Annotated in this window: 13 protein-coding genes; 9 read left to right on the top strand and 4 right to left on the bottom strand. The window is 59.8% G+C overall.

Annotation, left to right across the window (positions count from 1 at the left end; translation table 11 throughout):
- Nucleotides 1-84 precede the first annotated feature (84 nt).
- Nucleotides 85-1,947, top strand: coding sequence for an ATP-binding protein (locus KJA79_RS14925; protein WP_213042845.1), 1,863 nt, complete (start codon nucleotides 85-87; stop codon nucleotides 1,945-1,947).
- Nucleotides 1,948-1,962: 15 nt separating this feature from the next.
- Here KJA79_RS14925 and KJA79_RS14920 read toward each other — a convergent pair whose 3' ends face one another.
- The 4 genes from KJA79_RS14920 to KJA79_RS14905 form a co-directional block, all read right to left on the bottom strand.
- Nucleotides 1,963-2,667 carry a rhomboid family intramembrane serine protease gene (locus KJA79_RS14920; protein ID WP_213042844.1) on the bottom strand — a complete coding sequence of 235 codons (705 nt, stop codon included), beginning with the start codon at nucleotides 2,665-2,667 and terminating at the stop codon, nucleotides 1,963-1,965.
- Nucleotides 2,668-2,691: 24 nt separating this feature from the next.
- Entirely contained in the window at nucleotides 2,692-3,546 is an 855-nt protein-coding gene (locus KJA79_RS14915) for a carbamoyl-phosphate synthase domain-containing protein (RefSeq protein WP_213042843.1), read from the bottom strand.
- Between the two features lie 107 nt (nucleotides 3,547-3,653).
- On the bottom strand, nucleotides 3,654-4,709 hold the full coding sequence (locus KJA79_RS14910) for an LOG family protein (protein WP_213042842.1): 1,056 nt from the start codon (nucleotides 4,707-4,709) through the stop codon (nucleotides 3,654-3,656).
- A gap of 100 nt (nucleotides 4,710-4,809) precedes the next feature.
- Nucleotides 4,810-5,586 (bottom strand): CBS domain-containing protein, encoded by a 777-nt coding sequence (locus tag KJA79_RS14905; protein WP_213042841.1) that lies wholly within the window; start codon nucleotides 5,584-5,586, stop codon nucleotides 4,810-4,812.
- A 161-nt stretch (nucleotides 5,587-5,747) separates the two neighbouring features.
- Between KJA79_RS14905 and KJA79_RS14900 the strand changes: the two genes are divergently transcribed.
- From KJA79_RS14900 to lipA, 8 genes are all read left to right on the top strand, one after another.
- Nucleotides 5,748-7,262, top strand: a complete 1,515-nt coding sequence (locus KJA79_RS14900) for a multinuclear nonheme iron-dependent oxidase (protein ID WP_213042840.1) — start codon at nucleotides 5,748-5,750, stop codon at nucleotides 7,260-7,262.
- Complete coding sequence (locus tag KJA79_RS14895) at nucleotides 7,259-8,443, top strand: tRNA dihydrouridine synthase (RefSeq protein WP_213042839.1); 1,185 nt, start codon at nucleotides 7,259-7,261, stop codon at nucleotides 8,441-8,443. The genes KJA79_RS14900 and KJA79_RS14895 overlap by 4 nt, the downstream gene beginning before the upstream one ends.
- Nucleotides 8,444-8,446: 3 nt before the next feature.
- Entirely contained in the window at nucleotides 8,447-9,085 is a 639-nt protein-coding gene (locus tag KJA79_RS14890) for a Maf family protein (protein WP_213042838.1), read from the top strand.
- A 145-nt stretch (nucleotides 9,086-9,230) separates the two neighbouring features.
- Nucleotides 9,231-9,905, top strand: coding sequence for a hypothetical protein (locus tag KJA79_RS14885; RefSeq protein ID WP_213042837.1), 675 nt, complete (start codon nucleotides 9,231-9,233; stop codon nucleotides 9,903-9,905).
- 159 nt (nucleotides 9,906-10,064) lie between these two features.
- Nucleotides 10,065-11,033, top strand: coding sequence for a pyruvate dehydrogenase (acetyl-transferring) E1 component subunit alpha (pdhA, locus tag KJA79_RS14880; protein ID WP_246507685.1), 969 nt, complete (start codon nucleotides 10,065-10,067; stop codon nucleotides 11,031-11,033).
- 7 nt (nucleotides 11,034-11,040) lie between these two features.
- Nucleotides 11,041-12,018: a pyruvate dehydrogenase complex E1 component subunit beta gene (locus KJA79_RS14875; protein ID WP_213042835.1), complete on the top strand. Its 978-nt coding sequence runs from the start codon at nucleotides 11,041-11,043 to the stop codon at nucleotides 12,016-12,018.
- A gap of 63 nt (nucleotides 12,019-12,081) precedes the next feature.
- Nucleotides 12,082-13,281: a dihydrolipoamide acetyltransferase family protein gene (locus tag KJA79_RS14870; RefSeq protein ID WP_213042834.1), complete on the top strand. Its 1,200-nt coding sequence runs from the start codon at nucleotides 12,082-12,084 to the stop codon at nucleotides 13,279-13,281.
- Entirely contained in the window at nucleotides 13,278-14,225 is a 948-nt protein-coding gene (gene lipA / locus KJA79_RS14865; RefSeq protein WP_246507680.1) for a lipoyl synthase, read from the top strand. Before KJA79_RS14870 ends, lipA begins: the two co-directional genes overlap by 4 nt.
- The last annotated feature ends 62 nt before the right edge of the window (nucleotides 14,226-14,287 follow it).

The following is a 14,287-nucleotide window of genomic DNA, read 5'->3' as shown; positions in this document are numbered from 1 at the left end:
ATGAGTTGCCGCGCGTCGGACAGGGTATAAGATTTGCTCAGCTACCGCCTGGTTCCCATTCATCCACGAAGGACTGGCGCAGCGGTGACTCTTCCATGTTCCTCTTCCGAACTCGACCGAACCGGACGTCACTCAACCGCGCGAGGGTTGGGCCGGCTGCTTGCCCATTTCCGAACCCGTACGATCTTTCTGCAGAGTCTGGTAGCCGGCATTCTCTCCTACGAACTCGTGGTCAGTGATGACACGATCTTTGGGGATGCCGTCAGCCGGATGGTGGCGTTTGGGCTGATGCTGTTCAGTGCCGGGATCATGCTGTTGCCGAGGGCGGTGCTTGAGCGTGCCTGGTTTCCCGGCGCCTTGATCAGTATCAACACATTGTTGGTCACGGGAACGATTTATCTCTCCGGCGCGGCGAGTTCGGAACTGTACCTGACCTATTTTCTTCTGCTGTTGATCGCCTCATCCGCCCCCTCACTCAAACAATTGCTCGGCCTTTCACTGATCATCTGTGCCGGGTATGGGGTGCTTGTGTACGAACAGACCATGCAGTCCGGTTCCCTGGCTGTGGGCCATCTGCTCGGGATTCCCGTGTTGTTGATCATGTCGGTGTTTTACGGGTTGATGCTTGAAACGGTGACCGCGGAGCGACGCCGCAATCGCCTGTTACGGGAAGATGTGCAGGAATTGAAACAGTCTGAGCAGGTGTTGGAGGAACGACGGTCACAACTGGAGACACGCGTGCAGGGGTTAAAGCAGGGGTTGTCTCGCGCGAACCAGGAGATTCGTCAGGGCAAGGTCGAGCGGACGGGGTTGGAACGGCAGTTACGCGAGGCCCAAAAGTTCGAGGCGGTGGGCCGCCTGGCCTCTCGATTGGCACATGAATTCAATCACGTGTTGACGGTGATCGGGAGCCAGACCGGCGCTATCGTGTCCCGGTTGAAGCCCGGCGATCCCTTGCATGGACCGGTGGAGGAGATCTTTCGGAGCGGGGAACGGGCGGCGGCGGTGACGGCTCAGCTGCTGGCGCTGCACGTGCATGACACGACCGTTCGGGATACCTTGTCGCTCGGTCAGGCCATCGAGTCGATGCGTGACACGTTTCACGGACTACTTCCTAGTCGGATCGATGTCCGCGTGCCGGATCCCTCGGTACCCGTGCTGGTGGAGATCGGGCACGATCGGCTGGAGTATCTCTTGCTTCATCTGGTGGCCAACGCCCGGGATGCGATGCCGAAAGGCGGTCGGGTGGACATCGCGATGGAGGTGGTGTCCGGTGAGTTGCTGCCTGCCGAACAGTTGGAAAAGAATCCCCGCAAACGCATGGCCAGGATTTCTGTAAGCGACAGCGGCGGAGGGATGAACTCGGATGTGCAAGCGCAGATGTTCGAACCGTTTTTTTCGACGAAGGAAACCCACGCCGGTCTTGGACTGACACAGGTCTACGGGATCGTACGGCAACACGGGGGGATGGTTGAGGTGCAGAGTCAGCCGGGACAAGGCACGACCGTCCGCGTGTACCTTCCCCTGGTGGAACGCCATGGAGTCGTGCGTGATACGCGTGTGCTTCGCGAGGCGGTGTCAAAGGGCGCGGAGACGGTGTTGGTGGTGGAGGAGGATGAGATTGCCAGGAAACTGGCATGGTCGACGCTCCACTCTCATCGGTATCACGTACTGGAGGCGGGGTCGGCGGTGGAGGCCTTGCTCGTGGCTCAACAGCACAATGGGCCGATTCATCTCACGGTCAGCCATCTGTCGCTGGCAGAGATCAGCGGGCGCGAGTTGGCGAAGCGTCTGGTGCTTCAACATCCGAAGATGAAAGCGCTGTTCGTCTCAGGGTTTTCCGATGACACGATCGCCAGCCATCGGGTAAACAAAAAGTATTTTCTGCAGCAACCCTACCGTCAGCACGATCTGGCCGAAAAGGTTCGGGAATTGCTGGATGCGTGAGCGGTACGACAATCGCTAGTATCGCCAGGATCTGGCCCGCGTGGGCGCAAAGAATCGTACCTCGGGCCGTTTAAAGAAACCGATCAACAGCATCCCCGCGATAAATCCGCCGATGTGAGCGAAGAATGCCACTCCGCCTCCCTGAGCCCCGAGGTTGGCTCCCCCGTTCAGCAACTGCATCACGAACCAAAATCCCAAGACAACGCCAGCCGGGACGTAGGTCGTTCCCACGACCGGGGCCAACAGCAACACGCGGGCATGGGGAAACAGCAGCAGATAGGCGCCTAGGACGCCGGAAATCGCCCCGCTGGCACCGACCATGGGAACTGTCGAGGTCGGGTCGGTGAGGGCATGACTGAGTGCCGCCAGGATTCCGCAGGTCACATAAAACACGATAAATCTGCCATGTCCCATGATGTCCTCGATGTTGTTTCCGAAGACCCAGAGGTAGAGCATATTGCCGATCAGGTGCATCCAGCTGCCGTGCAAAAACATGCTGGTGAGAATGGTGGCGTACGAAGGAATGGCGACCACATCCGGGGGGAGCGATGCCTGGCCGAATACAACGGAGGGAATGGCGCCGAATCGATAGACGAACGTTTCGCCGGTCATCGGACCCAGGGAGCTTTGGTAGAGAAAGACGAGGGAGCAGGCGACGATGAAGGCGACGGTGACAACGGGTGTCCGTTCGGTTGGGTTATCGTCGCTGAGCGGCAGCATCGCGATCTTCCGAAGCGAGGACTGTCATGGCGCCGGGCGCGGAAGCCGGGGGTTTGACGGCAGTGACCCATCGGCGTGCAACGGGACTGAGAAACCTGCGGCGTGTGTATGACCTCCGCCGCCGAAGGATGCGGCGATGGTGCCCACATCGGTCCCATCTTCGCGTGAGCGCATGCTGTAGTAACGTCGTCCGTTGCGGTCATGCCAGATGAGGCAGAACGGGTGGTCGGCAGACAGCCGCTCGCCGATTTGGCTGGTCAGCACGGCGCTGTAGACGGCCGGAATGGTCATTCCCTCAAACTGTACGAGCCTCGCATGGGAGGCCAGCTTCGTGACAAGTTCGTTTTCGTATCGAAGAATCGCCCGGCCTTCCCGTTCGAGTTCCGGTTGCTCGAAACTGCTCCACAGCTCAAAGTTGAACGGATAGGATGCGAGCGCCGCGCTGATTTCACGGCTGTTCGGGAGGGCCCAGTTCCAGAGATCCTTGTCCTGAATGTAGCGCAAGAGCCAGGGGGCCGGCTCATCGTGAGCCCATTCCCATCCCAGGACTGCGCCGGACTTCTTCTGGTCGAAGTAGGCATAAGGGAGGTCGGCCAGGGTTTGTTCGGCGGTAATGTGATGGTCTAACACAACCAGGCTGGCTGCGTCTTTGGCCATGGCCTCAAGGGTCGGCCTGGCATAACTGAAGTCCACAATGACGACGTGATGCCCGGCCAGATCGGCCGGCGGATCCTCGCCGTGCTTGACGGGGCGATACTCCGCATTGGGGTAACGACGCCAGATCGCCCAGGCGGCACCGAACCCATCCGCACATTCCGCGTGATACAGGACGAGGGTGGGAAGGGCGGCAGACAGGCTGCGCATGGTGGCTGCACTCATAAGCGCTTCACCATACCATGTCCCTTTGTGGAGACTAAAGGGCTATCTCAATCTCACTCGTCTGATCGAGCGCGTGGCATCCTGGACCGGTTTCGCTAGGATGACCGTCACGCCGTCATGGGCAATTGGTTGAGGTGGTTGATCAGTTGCCGGAGGCGTCCGGCGTTGCGGCGATTGAAGGAGAACGTCAGGCGCGCCAGATCCTTTAATCCCGGTTCATCCATCTCTTCCGGGAGTGACGGCCGTTGTTCGAACGTCCCTTCCGTCAGCATGTCTTTGAACTGCTCCTGCAAGTCTTCGACTTGCGGGTCGGTGAGCGGGGTCTTCAACCGAATGGCCAACTGTCGTCCCACGAAGCGGAGTGAGTGATACCGTCGATAAAACGTGCGAATTTCCGTTACGGCGTCTTCCACGTTATCGACGATGGTAAACAGCGAGAGGTCTTCGGGATTGATGAGGCGTCGCTTCAACAGTTGGTCGGTGATGAAGGAATTCCAGTGATTCCAATAGTCGCAACCAGGCGCCTGAAGGCAGACGATGGGTTTGGGGTCGCTCTTGCCGGTTTGCACGAGAGTCATGATCTCGAATCCCTCGTCATGGGTGCCGAACCCCCCGGGGAAGAGGGCGATGGCATGCGACTCTTTCTGGAACATGAGTTTGCGGGTGAAAAAATATTTGAAGGTGACGAGTTTGGGATCATCGGCGATCACCGCGTTGGCGCCCTGCTCGAAGGGCAGCATGATGTTCACGCCGAAACTGTGTTCGCGGCCTGCTCCTTCCTGTGACGCACGCATGATCCCGTCGGCGCCGCCGGTGATGGTCATGTAGCCTTCCTCCACCATGCGCCGGGCAAACTGAAAGGCGAGTTGATAGTTGGGATCATCGGCGGGGGTGCGGGCCGACCCGAAGACGCTGATTTTGAGACGCTGCCGATAGCCCTGAAACACTCTGAAGGCGTGACGCAGCTCTTTCAAGGCCCGGTTGACGATCTTCAGATCCAGGACATCCAGGTTCGACTCGGACAACCGGAGGACTCCGGCCAGAATTTCCTTCATCAGCGCTGCCTGGATATCGTCGTCAGGGCGATCAAGCAGGGCCGTGATTTGCGTCAGCATTTCATCTTTGGTCGGAGCTGGTTTGGAACGGGCGGCAGGGGTTTTCATGGATGGTCACCTAAAGTACGGTACACTCCGGACGCGCATCGTCGGAGTAGGAAATCATAACAAGCTGGGAGGTGTGACGCAAAACATTCATCGAAGGGGGTTAAGAGAGGTCTGATGCCCGCGGAAGATTCTGCAGCACCCAGGCGCGAATTTTGGACTCATCGGAAGAAGGCAGGGGCGCGAACTGGATGTCGACCCCTGGATATGTGCCGAGCATTCCTCGGTCTTCATGGAATTCCGGTTCATAACTGCTGTTGAGAATGGTGCCGCGCACGGAGAAGCTCAAATCCGCCCCAGGCAGCATAAACGAGAGGATGATCGTGGTTCCGGGAAGCAGCAGGGTACGGCTTTCGATGAAGGCTCCTACGTGACTGAGCTGGCGGATGGTGGCGGTGTGTTTCGCACCTTCTCCCTCGCCGTTCGTGACTCGAATCGTTGCGGGGAGACAGGTGTCGCACCGTTTCGGCGCCAGAGCGAGATCTCGCGCCGTCAGAATGCCGACCGGTTGCCCTTGTTTGGTGACGATCAGGAGCGAGGCGCCGGTGGAGGCCATCAGGCTGGTGGCATCGTCCAGGATCTGATCGCATTCGACGGAGTGCACGGGCTTCGACATGATCGATCGCACTTCCACGTCGTGGGGTTCCAGTCCCTGGGCGACGACTTTCTTCACGATGTCGCTTGAGGTCATGATGCCGAAGGTGGCCTCGCCGTCTTTGATCAGCAGGCACGGCATCCGCTCCCGTTCCAGGAGCAGGGCGGCTTCGCTGACGGAGACATCCCCGGGAATCTGCACCACGCCGGGGGTCATCATATGGGCCACCATAGGGGTAGAAAAATGAGTCGGTTTGTCACGGAGCATGTAGCCGGTCTTGGTCATGATTTAAGCCTGTTTCTCGCCGTGAGAGGGGCTGACATGTCGGCCCGGCGACCTCCACGTCGAAAGAAAGTATACCAGATCGATTTGCCGGATCAGCTTCCCCATCTTCCCTTGTCAACCAAGAGGTTAGGCGCTTAGACTGCACATAAACTATAGTCACGATGGTTGCTTCAAAATATGACAAATGTGAGCCGATGGAAAGCGAATTCATACAACGTGCGAAGGCCCTCTCGGCACTAGGTGCAGGGCTCTCGGTGGATGTCTATTCACCCGATCTGTTGCAGCTTGTCGACGCGCTTGATGAGGCGGAATTGCATCCGGGGTACCTGGAAGTCTTCAAGGCAACGACTTCGGCCATGCACTGGGTGCGGCGGCGGCTGCCGGACATGCCGCTGACCTACCATGGTGAGGGACTGTGGACCACACAGCCCGACTTTCCTCAAAGTAATTCCGGACGGCAAGGGGTGGCTGAGGCCTGCGCGCAATTGGCCGCTCTGAGGAGTGCGTGGCTCAACCATGAATGCGCCACCAAGCAGATGGTGGGCTACGCATTCGGCACCTATTTGCCGCCGCTCTATACGGAGTGGTCGGCAACAATGACCGCGGAGAACGTCACTTTCCTGCAGGCGCAGGTCGACACGCAGGCACAGCAGGACGGAATCGATCCCGCGCTCGTGCTGCTGGAGATGCCGCCGCTCACCTATTTTGGTTGTGGATCTCTCGCAATCCCCCGGTTCTTCCGCCAGGTGACCGAGCTGTCGGCGTGCGGATTGGTGCTGGATATCGGGCATCTATGGACCGTCTATCGGTATACCGGTGCCTGGCGTCGGCAGACGGTGGAGTCCTTCGTGGCCGAGTTTCTGGACGAATTTCCCATGGAACGGGTGATCGAAATTCACGTCGCCGGGTTGGCTGAGTTTCAGACGAGCGTGAATCGCGTCACGGCGGCCGACGCGCGTGACCGGCCCTATTGGATCGATGCACATGGGGCATCCATCCCGGCCCTGTTGTTCGATCTGTTGGCCCAGGTCCTCGCGCACCCGAGACTGCGGTCGTTGAAAGGGGTGGCCTTGGAAGTCGATACCAAACCGATTGCGACGATTGTCGAAGAGTATGGTCGATTCGTAACGCGGTTTGAGAGGTCCATCACGGAGGTGCAGCGAATCGGACATGCGGGATCCCTTCCGTCTCGCCGAGCAGAGACGGGTTATGGACTCGATGTGCGGAAGACCCTGACGGCGGATGAGCGTTCGGCATTACACCATCAGTATCAATGGTATGTTCACCGTGTCACCGCATGTGATCCTCAGTCGATAGAAGGTGAATTGTCCCTGCTGGGCGGGTCGCCCGAGGACCTGAGCCGCTATCGTGACTGCTATTTGCCGCATGAATTACTGCATTGGGGGGGAGAGTTGCAGGACATGTTTCCGAAGACCTGCGGCTTGCTGGCGGAGGCCGGGGTGCCACTGGAGCAATTTGTCTCCGCATGGTTCAGTCGGCCCAGACCGGAGCAGGACGACTATGATTTTTTCCTGCTGAAGATCGATCGGTTTGTCGAGTTCGTGGAACAGTGGTGCCCGAAGGCAGCGCAGCGCGTGGGCGATGAGGCGAGAGAGTTACGAGACGCCTATCGTGCCGCGAATGAGCCGATCGGGTCGGTCGGGGAGCGCGTATGAATTTCTGGAAAACCCTGCCGCAGCCGATTCTTGGTTTGGCCCCGATGGATGGGGTGACCGATGCGGCCTTCCGGCGTGTGGTCGCGACCGAGGGGCGCCCCGACATCACCTTCACCGAGTTCACCAACGTCAATGAGATCTGCCGTGGGCCGGATCATTTACTGTCGTCGCTCATCTACAGCGACATGGAGCGGCCCATTGTGGCGCAGCTCTATGGCAAGGATCCGGAGCAGTTCTATCGCGCGGCGCAGGTGGTCTGCGAGCTGGGGTTCGACGGGCTCGACATCAATATGGGCTGCCCGTCCAAGAGCGTCGCCGCCTCCGGTTCCGGGGCGGCGTTGATCAAGACGCCGGAGTTAGCCCATGCCATTCTGCGGGCCGCCCGGCAAGGCTTGGAGGATTGGGCTGGTGGGCAATCCATTCATACATTAGGGTTTAAGCCGTCTCGGATTGAATTCATTCATGAGCTGAACTATCGTCGTTCCGGCGCTCCGGTCGTACCGCGCCGGCTCTTGCCGCTGTCCATCAAGACCAGACTCGGGTTCGATTGCGTGGTCGTGGAGCGATGGGTGAAACATTTGCTGGAGGCGTGTCCCGCAGCCATCACGGTGCATGGTCGTACCTTGCAGCAGATGTATCGCGGGGCCGCCGACTGGTCGGCCATTGCCGAGGCGGCAAAGCTGGCTCACGGCACGGAAACGTTGGTCTTAGGCAACGGCGATCTCACGACCCTGGTCGATGCAGTCCGCCGTATGACGGAGAGTGGGGTCCAGGGTGTCTTGGTCGGACGTGGGACACTCGGCTCCCCATGGTTTTTCCGCGAGAAGGAGCGAGCGCGCCGGGCCTTTCATGAGCAGCAGGATCTCACCTCGCTTCCCGCCACCGTCTGGGAGCCGCCTGTGTCGTTGAGCCATCGCATGCGGATCATGGTGGACCATGCACGGCAGTATGAAGCCATTGCCGGCGTGGAGCGCTTTCGCAGTCTTCGCAAACATCTCGGGTGGTATTGCAAAGGGTTTCCCCATGCGGCGGCCATGCGCGCGAAAATGTTCGGGGTGTCGACCGTGCAGGATGTGGAACGCATTGTCGCAGAGTTTTGTGTGGTTCCCAGCCAGGAAGATGTCGCCTCGTCCGAGTCCACACCGCCTGCCATTCATCTCCCGTTCCCCTGCGCGTCTTGACCCATGCGATTGATTCTCGCCTCTACGTCTCCGCGCCGGCGCGAACTGTTGACCTTATTGGGCATGCCATTCGAGGCGGTCGCGCCGCCGTTTATCGAGGAGGTGACGTCGGCTGTGCCTGCCGAGCAGCAGGCGATGACGTTCGCGATCGGCAAGGCCCGCTCCTGTCTCCCGATCTGTCCTGACGGGCTCATCCTCGGGAGTGACACCTTAATCAGTCTCGAGCAGGAGGTGATGGGCAAGCCCGCTGACTTGGCCGACGCGGAAGCCATGCTTCGGCGACTGGCCGGCCGGACGCACAGGATCGTGACCGCCGTCGCGCTGGTTGGGCCTGGGTCGGAAGCCTGTGAGGTCCGGCTTGCGACGGTACTGGTCACGATGAAGCCGCTCCATGAAGCCGCGCTGGCCGCGTATCTGTGCACGGGTGACAGCCTGGGTAAGGCCGGGGCCTATTCCATCCAGGCCGGAGGGGCGACGTTGATCGAGCGGATTGAGGGGGATTACACCGCGGCCGTGGGGTTACCACTGCGGTTGGTCGCTGAGCTGCTGCGGTTACGGGGCATGCCCTGTCCCGTCGACATTGAGCGGCTCTACGCCCGTAAACCCTATCCTAATTGGCAGCACTTCGAGGCCTCGCACTGATCGAGCAGGGTCCTGGGCGACTAGCTTCGGCTGCAACGTGCTGCTGCCGGTCATTCATCCAGGAGTTCAGACCGGCGAGATTGAAAAGGCCTTCGGAATCCTTTTACAATGCGCCCTTGTTCAGAGACGCGGCAGGGAGGTAGGCATGCGCGCTAATCGTGGCAAAGAAGATCTGCGTGGGCAATCTCACGCGGTGGTTGGACTGATCCTCGGAACATTGGTGTTGGCGGTGGGTGGCCCGAGCTGGGCGATCGATGTCAAGTTGTCTCCGGAAGAAGCAAGGAAAGCGTTGGAGGCCGGCCGAGCTCCGATGGAGAAAGCGGCTTCCCCGGAAGACGTGAAAAAAATTCTGCAGCAAGCCTCGCTGGTGACGCGCGTCGGCGCAGACCCGGAGAAGGATCCCTGCGGGGCGAGCGCGATCTTGCGGACCAAGCGGTACCGGCTTGAAGCGTTTGGCCGGCAGGAAGCAGCGGAATCCAAAAAACAGAAGAAGGATGTGCGTATGCCCGACGAGTTCATTCAAAAAGTCGTGGATATGCCCAATATGGAAGTCGAAGTGCAGCTCTGCGGCGATGACGAATATTTCGCCGAGAAGGCCGACATCGTGTTTCAGCAAAAGGGCAAAAATATCCGCCCGGTGGATCTCAGCCCGGCCGATCGAGGCAGAAAAAACGATGGCTCCGGCCCTGCGTATCGGTCAAGGTTCACGGCGCGGTTCGGTTATGAATCGTTCGACCCGAATGCCAAGACCACCGTCATTGTGACCTTGCAGGATGGGCAGACCATGCAGTTCGATGCCGATTTTTCGCAGGTGAAGTGAGGCATGCGCTCCGGTGCGGGTTTGAGGCCCGCGTCGGAGTCCATGATGTGCTCCGTTTGCGCACTCCGCCCTGGTCTCTCCCCCTTCCTTTCCCCGCTCGCAACTGATCCAGCACAACCCGGTTGAGTCGGCTTGGTGCGGCCATGCATAATGACGGACATGGACAGGGCTGACCTGCTTTCTCTGTACCGTCAGATGTTGCTGATCCGCCGGTTTGAAGAAAAATCGGCGGAGATGTATGCGCTTGCCAAAATTGCCGGATTTCTCCATCTCTACATCGGTGAAGAGGCGATCGCCGTGGGAGCCATTGCTGCGCTGAGGCCGGACGACTATGTGATCAGTGCCTATCGCGACCATGGACATTGTCTGGCTCGCGGTTCAGATCCGTGCAAGGTGATGGCCGAACTCTTCGGCAAGGCGACCGGGTTGTGTCAGGGTAAGGGCGGCTCGATGCACCTGGTGGATCTCGCGAATCGATTCATGGGCGGCTATGCCATCGTGGGCGGACACATCCCGTTGGCGACCGGGCTGGCCTTCGCCGCGAAATATCAGAAACAAGACCTCGTGACCGTGTGTTTCTTCGGGGAAGGGGCCGTTCCGAGTGGGCAGGCCCACGAAGCCTTCAATCTGGCGGCCCTCTGGAAGCTCCCCGTGATCTTCATCTGTGAAAACAATCGCTACGGCATGGGCACGCCGGTGAAGCGTGCCGTCGCTCTCTACGACAATGTGGCGGAGGCCGCTCGCTCTTATGGCATCATGGCCGAGCGTGTCGACGGCATGGATGTGCTGGCGATGCGGGCATTGATGCGCACCGTGGTGGATCAGGTTCGCGCCGGGCATGGGCCGTTTTTTATCGAGGCGATGACCTATCGGTTCATGGGGCATTCCATGGCCGATCCCTCGCACGGCCATTACCGGAGCAAGGACGAAGTCGAAGAGCATCGCAAGCGGGACCCGCTGTTGTTGCTGAAACACCAGATGCTGAGCCAGGCGCTCTGCAGCGAAGGAGATTTCAAATCTTTGGAGCAGGAGATCGGGGAGGTGGTCGCGGCCGCGGTCTCATTCGCCGATGAGAGCCCATTTCCCGATCCAGCCACTCTCCAGCACAATGTGATGGTGGAGGATTAGGTTCACCATGCTGTTGTCCTATCGGGAAGCGCTCAACCAGGCGATGCGAGAAGAGATGCGGCGAGACTCGCGCATCTTTTTGATCGGCGAGGAAGTGGGGTACTACCAGGGCGCGTTCAAGGTGACCAAAGGGTTCGTCGAAGAGTTCGGCCCGCACCGGGTGGTGGATACGCCGATCACGGAGGCGGGCTTTACCGGACTGGCGATCGGTGCAGCCATGGCCGGACTCCGGCCGATCGTGGAGTTGATGACCATGAATTTCGGCATCGTCGCGCTTGACCAGATCGTCAACAATGCCGCCAAAATCCGCTATATGTCAGGCGGCCAATTGTCCGTTCCCATGGTCATTCGTGGGCCCGGCAGCGCGGCGCATCAATTAGGGGCACAGCACTCGCAAAGTTTGGAAGCCTGGTTCTGCCATGTGCCCGGCTTGAAGGTCGTGGCGCCCTCCACGCCCCATGATGCGAAGGGGTTGCTGAAGAGTGCGATCCGTGATCAAAACCCCGTCATCTTTATTGAGGCACAATTGCTCTATGGCACGAAAGGTGAGGTCGCCGAGGGCGAGTATACGATTCCTCTCGGGCGGGCCGACGTGAAACGGGCGGGGACCGATGTGACGGTCGTGGCCTATTCCAAAATGTTACTGGTCGCGCTGGAAGCGGCGGAGCGGTTGAGGCAAGACGGGCTCGACGTCGAGGTCATCGATCCGCGTACGTTGAAGCCGCTGGACCTGGAGAGCATCGTCACCTCCGTCAAGAAGACCGGGAGGATGGTAATTGTGGAAGAAGGGTGGCGCTTCTGTGGATTGGGGGCGCAGATTGCGGACAGTGTCTACGCAGCCGCGTTCGACTACCTGGACGCACCGATCGTGCGCGTGACCGGAGAAGATGTGCCGATGCCGTACAGCCGGCCTTTAGAGGACGCGGCCATTCCGGATGTGCCGCGTGTGGTCGCTGCCATTCACTCACTCTGTGGTGTCGCATGAGAAACGGGCGGCGCATGTGTCGCGCCGGTCGTCGCCGGTGGGTGGTGTGTTGGAGGGGAGTTCATGGCTAGTCGCGTCGTCATGCCAAAACTGACGGATACCATGGAGGAAGGGGTCTTACTCGCCTGGAAGAAGCGCGAGGGGGAGCAGGTGCATGCGGGCGAAGTGATCGCCGAGATTGAAACCGACAAGGCGGTCATGGATCTGGAGGCCTTTGCCCCCGGTCTCCTGCGCAAGATCCTCGTGCGTGAGGGTGAGACGGTGGCCTCCGGCACGTTGATCGCGGTGATCGCCGAGGCCGATGAAGACATTGCCTCGGCCCTGTCGGACGGCGTGACTGCGGCGCCGTCGATCGGCCTAGGTCCAAAGCCCGCGTCTCCCGCGGGCACGGCTTCACCAACGTCACCAGGTCGGTCAGGAGGAGAACGGGTGCTCGCCTCTCCGCGGGCGAAAGCCCTCGCGGCTGAACGGGGCATTGAGCTCTCGACCCTCACCGGCACCGGTCCGGGCGGGCGTATTGTGGAAGACGATGTGGCCGTCGCCTCTGCGCCGGTGGCGCAAGCATTGCCCGTCGGGACAGATCAGCCATTGAGCCAAATGCGAAAAGCCATCGCCCGGGCGACCGTCCAAAGCAAAGCGCCGGTGCCGCATTTTTATCTGACCGTCGAGATCGACATGGCGCAGGCCGAGCGGGTGCGTGATGAGTTCAAGCAGAGCCGCCAGCCTCACCCGTCCATCACCGATGTGCTCATCAAGGCTGCGGCCTTGGCGCTGAAGCGACATCCGGAGGTCAACGTGTCGTTTGCGGGTGAGGCCATCAGGCGGTATACGCAGATCGATATCGGCGTGGCGGTCGGGATGGAAGACGGCCTGATTACGCCGGTCGTTCGAAATTGCGGCGCGAAGACCTTAGCTGAGATCTCTGTGGAGACGAAGCAGTTGATCGATCGAGCCAGGCAAAAGCGATTGTCGCCGCAGGAATACACCGGAGCGACCTTTGCCATCTCCAATCTGGGCATGTTCGACGTGGATCAGTTTATTGCGCTGCTCATGCCGCCGCAGGCGGCGTCGATTGCCGTGGGGGCGATTCGAGATGTGCCGATCGTCGCCAAAGGCGTGGTCACGGTAGGGAGGCGCATGAAGGTTACCCTGTCCTGCGATCACCGTGCTCTGGATGGGTTGATGGGCGCGCAGTTTCTCAAAGAGTTCAAGCGGGTGTTGGAGCATCCGCAGGAATGGCTCACGCCGGTGGTGACGTCATGAGTTTCATCCAGATCGATCCCCGGTCCCCATCTGAAGCGAATCAGCCATCGGCCATCAACCATCAGCTATCAGCGCCACAATCCCGCCGCCTGCCATCTTGGTTCAAGGTAAAACTACAGACCGGTCCGGACTATCACGAGATTCGCCAGACCATGGATCGGCTCAACCTTCACACGATTTGTGAGGAGGCGCGTTGTCCCAACATGTGGGAATGTTGGAATGCGCGCACCGCGACGTTTTTGATTCTCGGCGATATCTGCACCAGGAGATGCCACTACTGCTCGGTGGAGACCGGTCGGCCGCATACGGTCGATCACGAAGAGCCGTTGCGCGTGGCGGAGGCCGTTCAGGCGCTCAGTCTGCGCCACGCTGTGATCACATCAGTCAATCGTGACGAACTGGATGATGGCGGCGCGTCGGTGTTTGCCGACACCATCCGCCACATCCGGCGGTTGATTCCCAGCTGCACGATCGAGGTGCTCATTCCCGACTTTGAAGGGGACGAAGCTGCGCTCGCGGTAGTGGCGGGGGAGAAGCCGGACATCCTGAATCACAACATCGAAACGGTGCGGCGCCTGTTCCCCTCGATCCGGCCGCAAGGCAAATATCAGCGGTCGATTGAGTTGCTGGGACGAGCCAAGCAGATGGGAATGACGACGAAGTCGGGATTGATCGTCGGCATGGGCGAAACGACGGACGAAGCCCGCGAAGTCATGCGTGACCTGCGCGCAGTCGACTGTGACATCATGACGATCGGGCAATACCTCCAGCCGACAAAGGAGCATCTCCCCGTTGCGCGGTTCTACCATCCCGACGAGTTCGCCGCCTTGAAAGAAGAAGGCTTCGCCCTCGGCTTTCGCCACGTGGAATCCGGACCGCTGGTCCGCAGTTCCTACCACGCTGAACAACAGGTGGGAGGAAGCACGCATGGGGATTGCTTCTGACGATCTTCTGCTAAGCTACGTGGTTTTATAGTTTCTTCAACCTCAGTGAGAAGAAGATATCT

The organism is Nitrospira defluvii (assembly GCF_905220995.1).
Lineage (GTDB): Bacteria > Nitrospirota > Nitrospiria > Nitrospirales > Nitrospiraceae > Nitrospira_A > Nitrospira_A defluvii_C.
The sequence above is the reverse complement of the archived record's forward strand: the minus strand, read 5'-3'. Positions and strand labels throughout refer to the sequence as shown.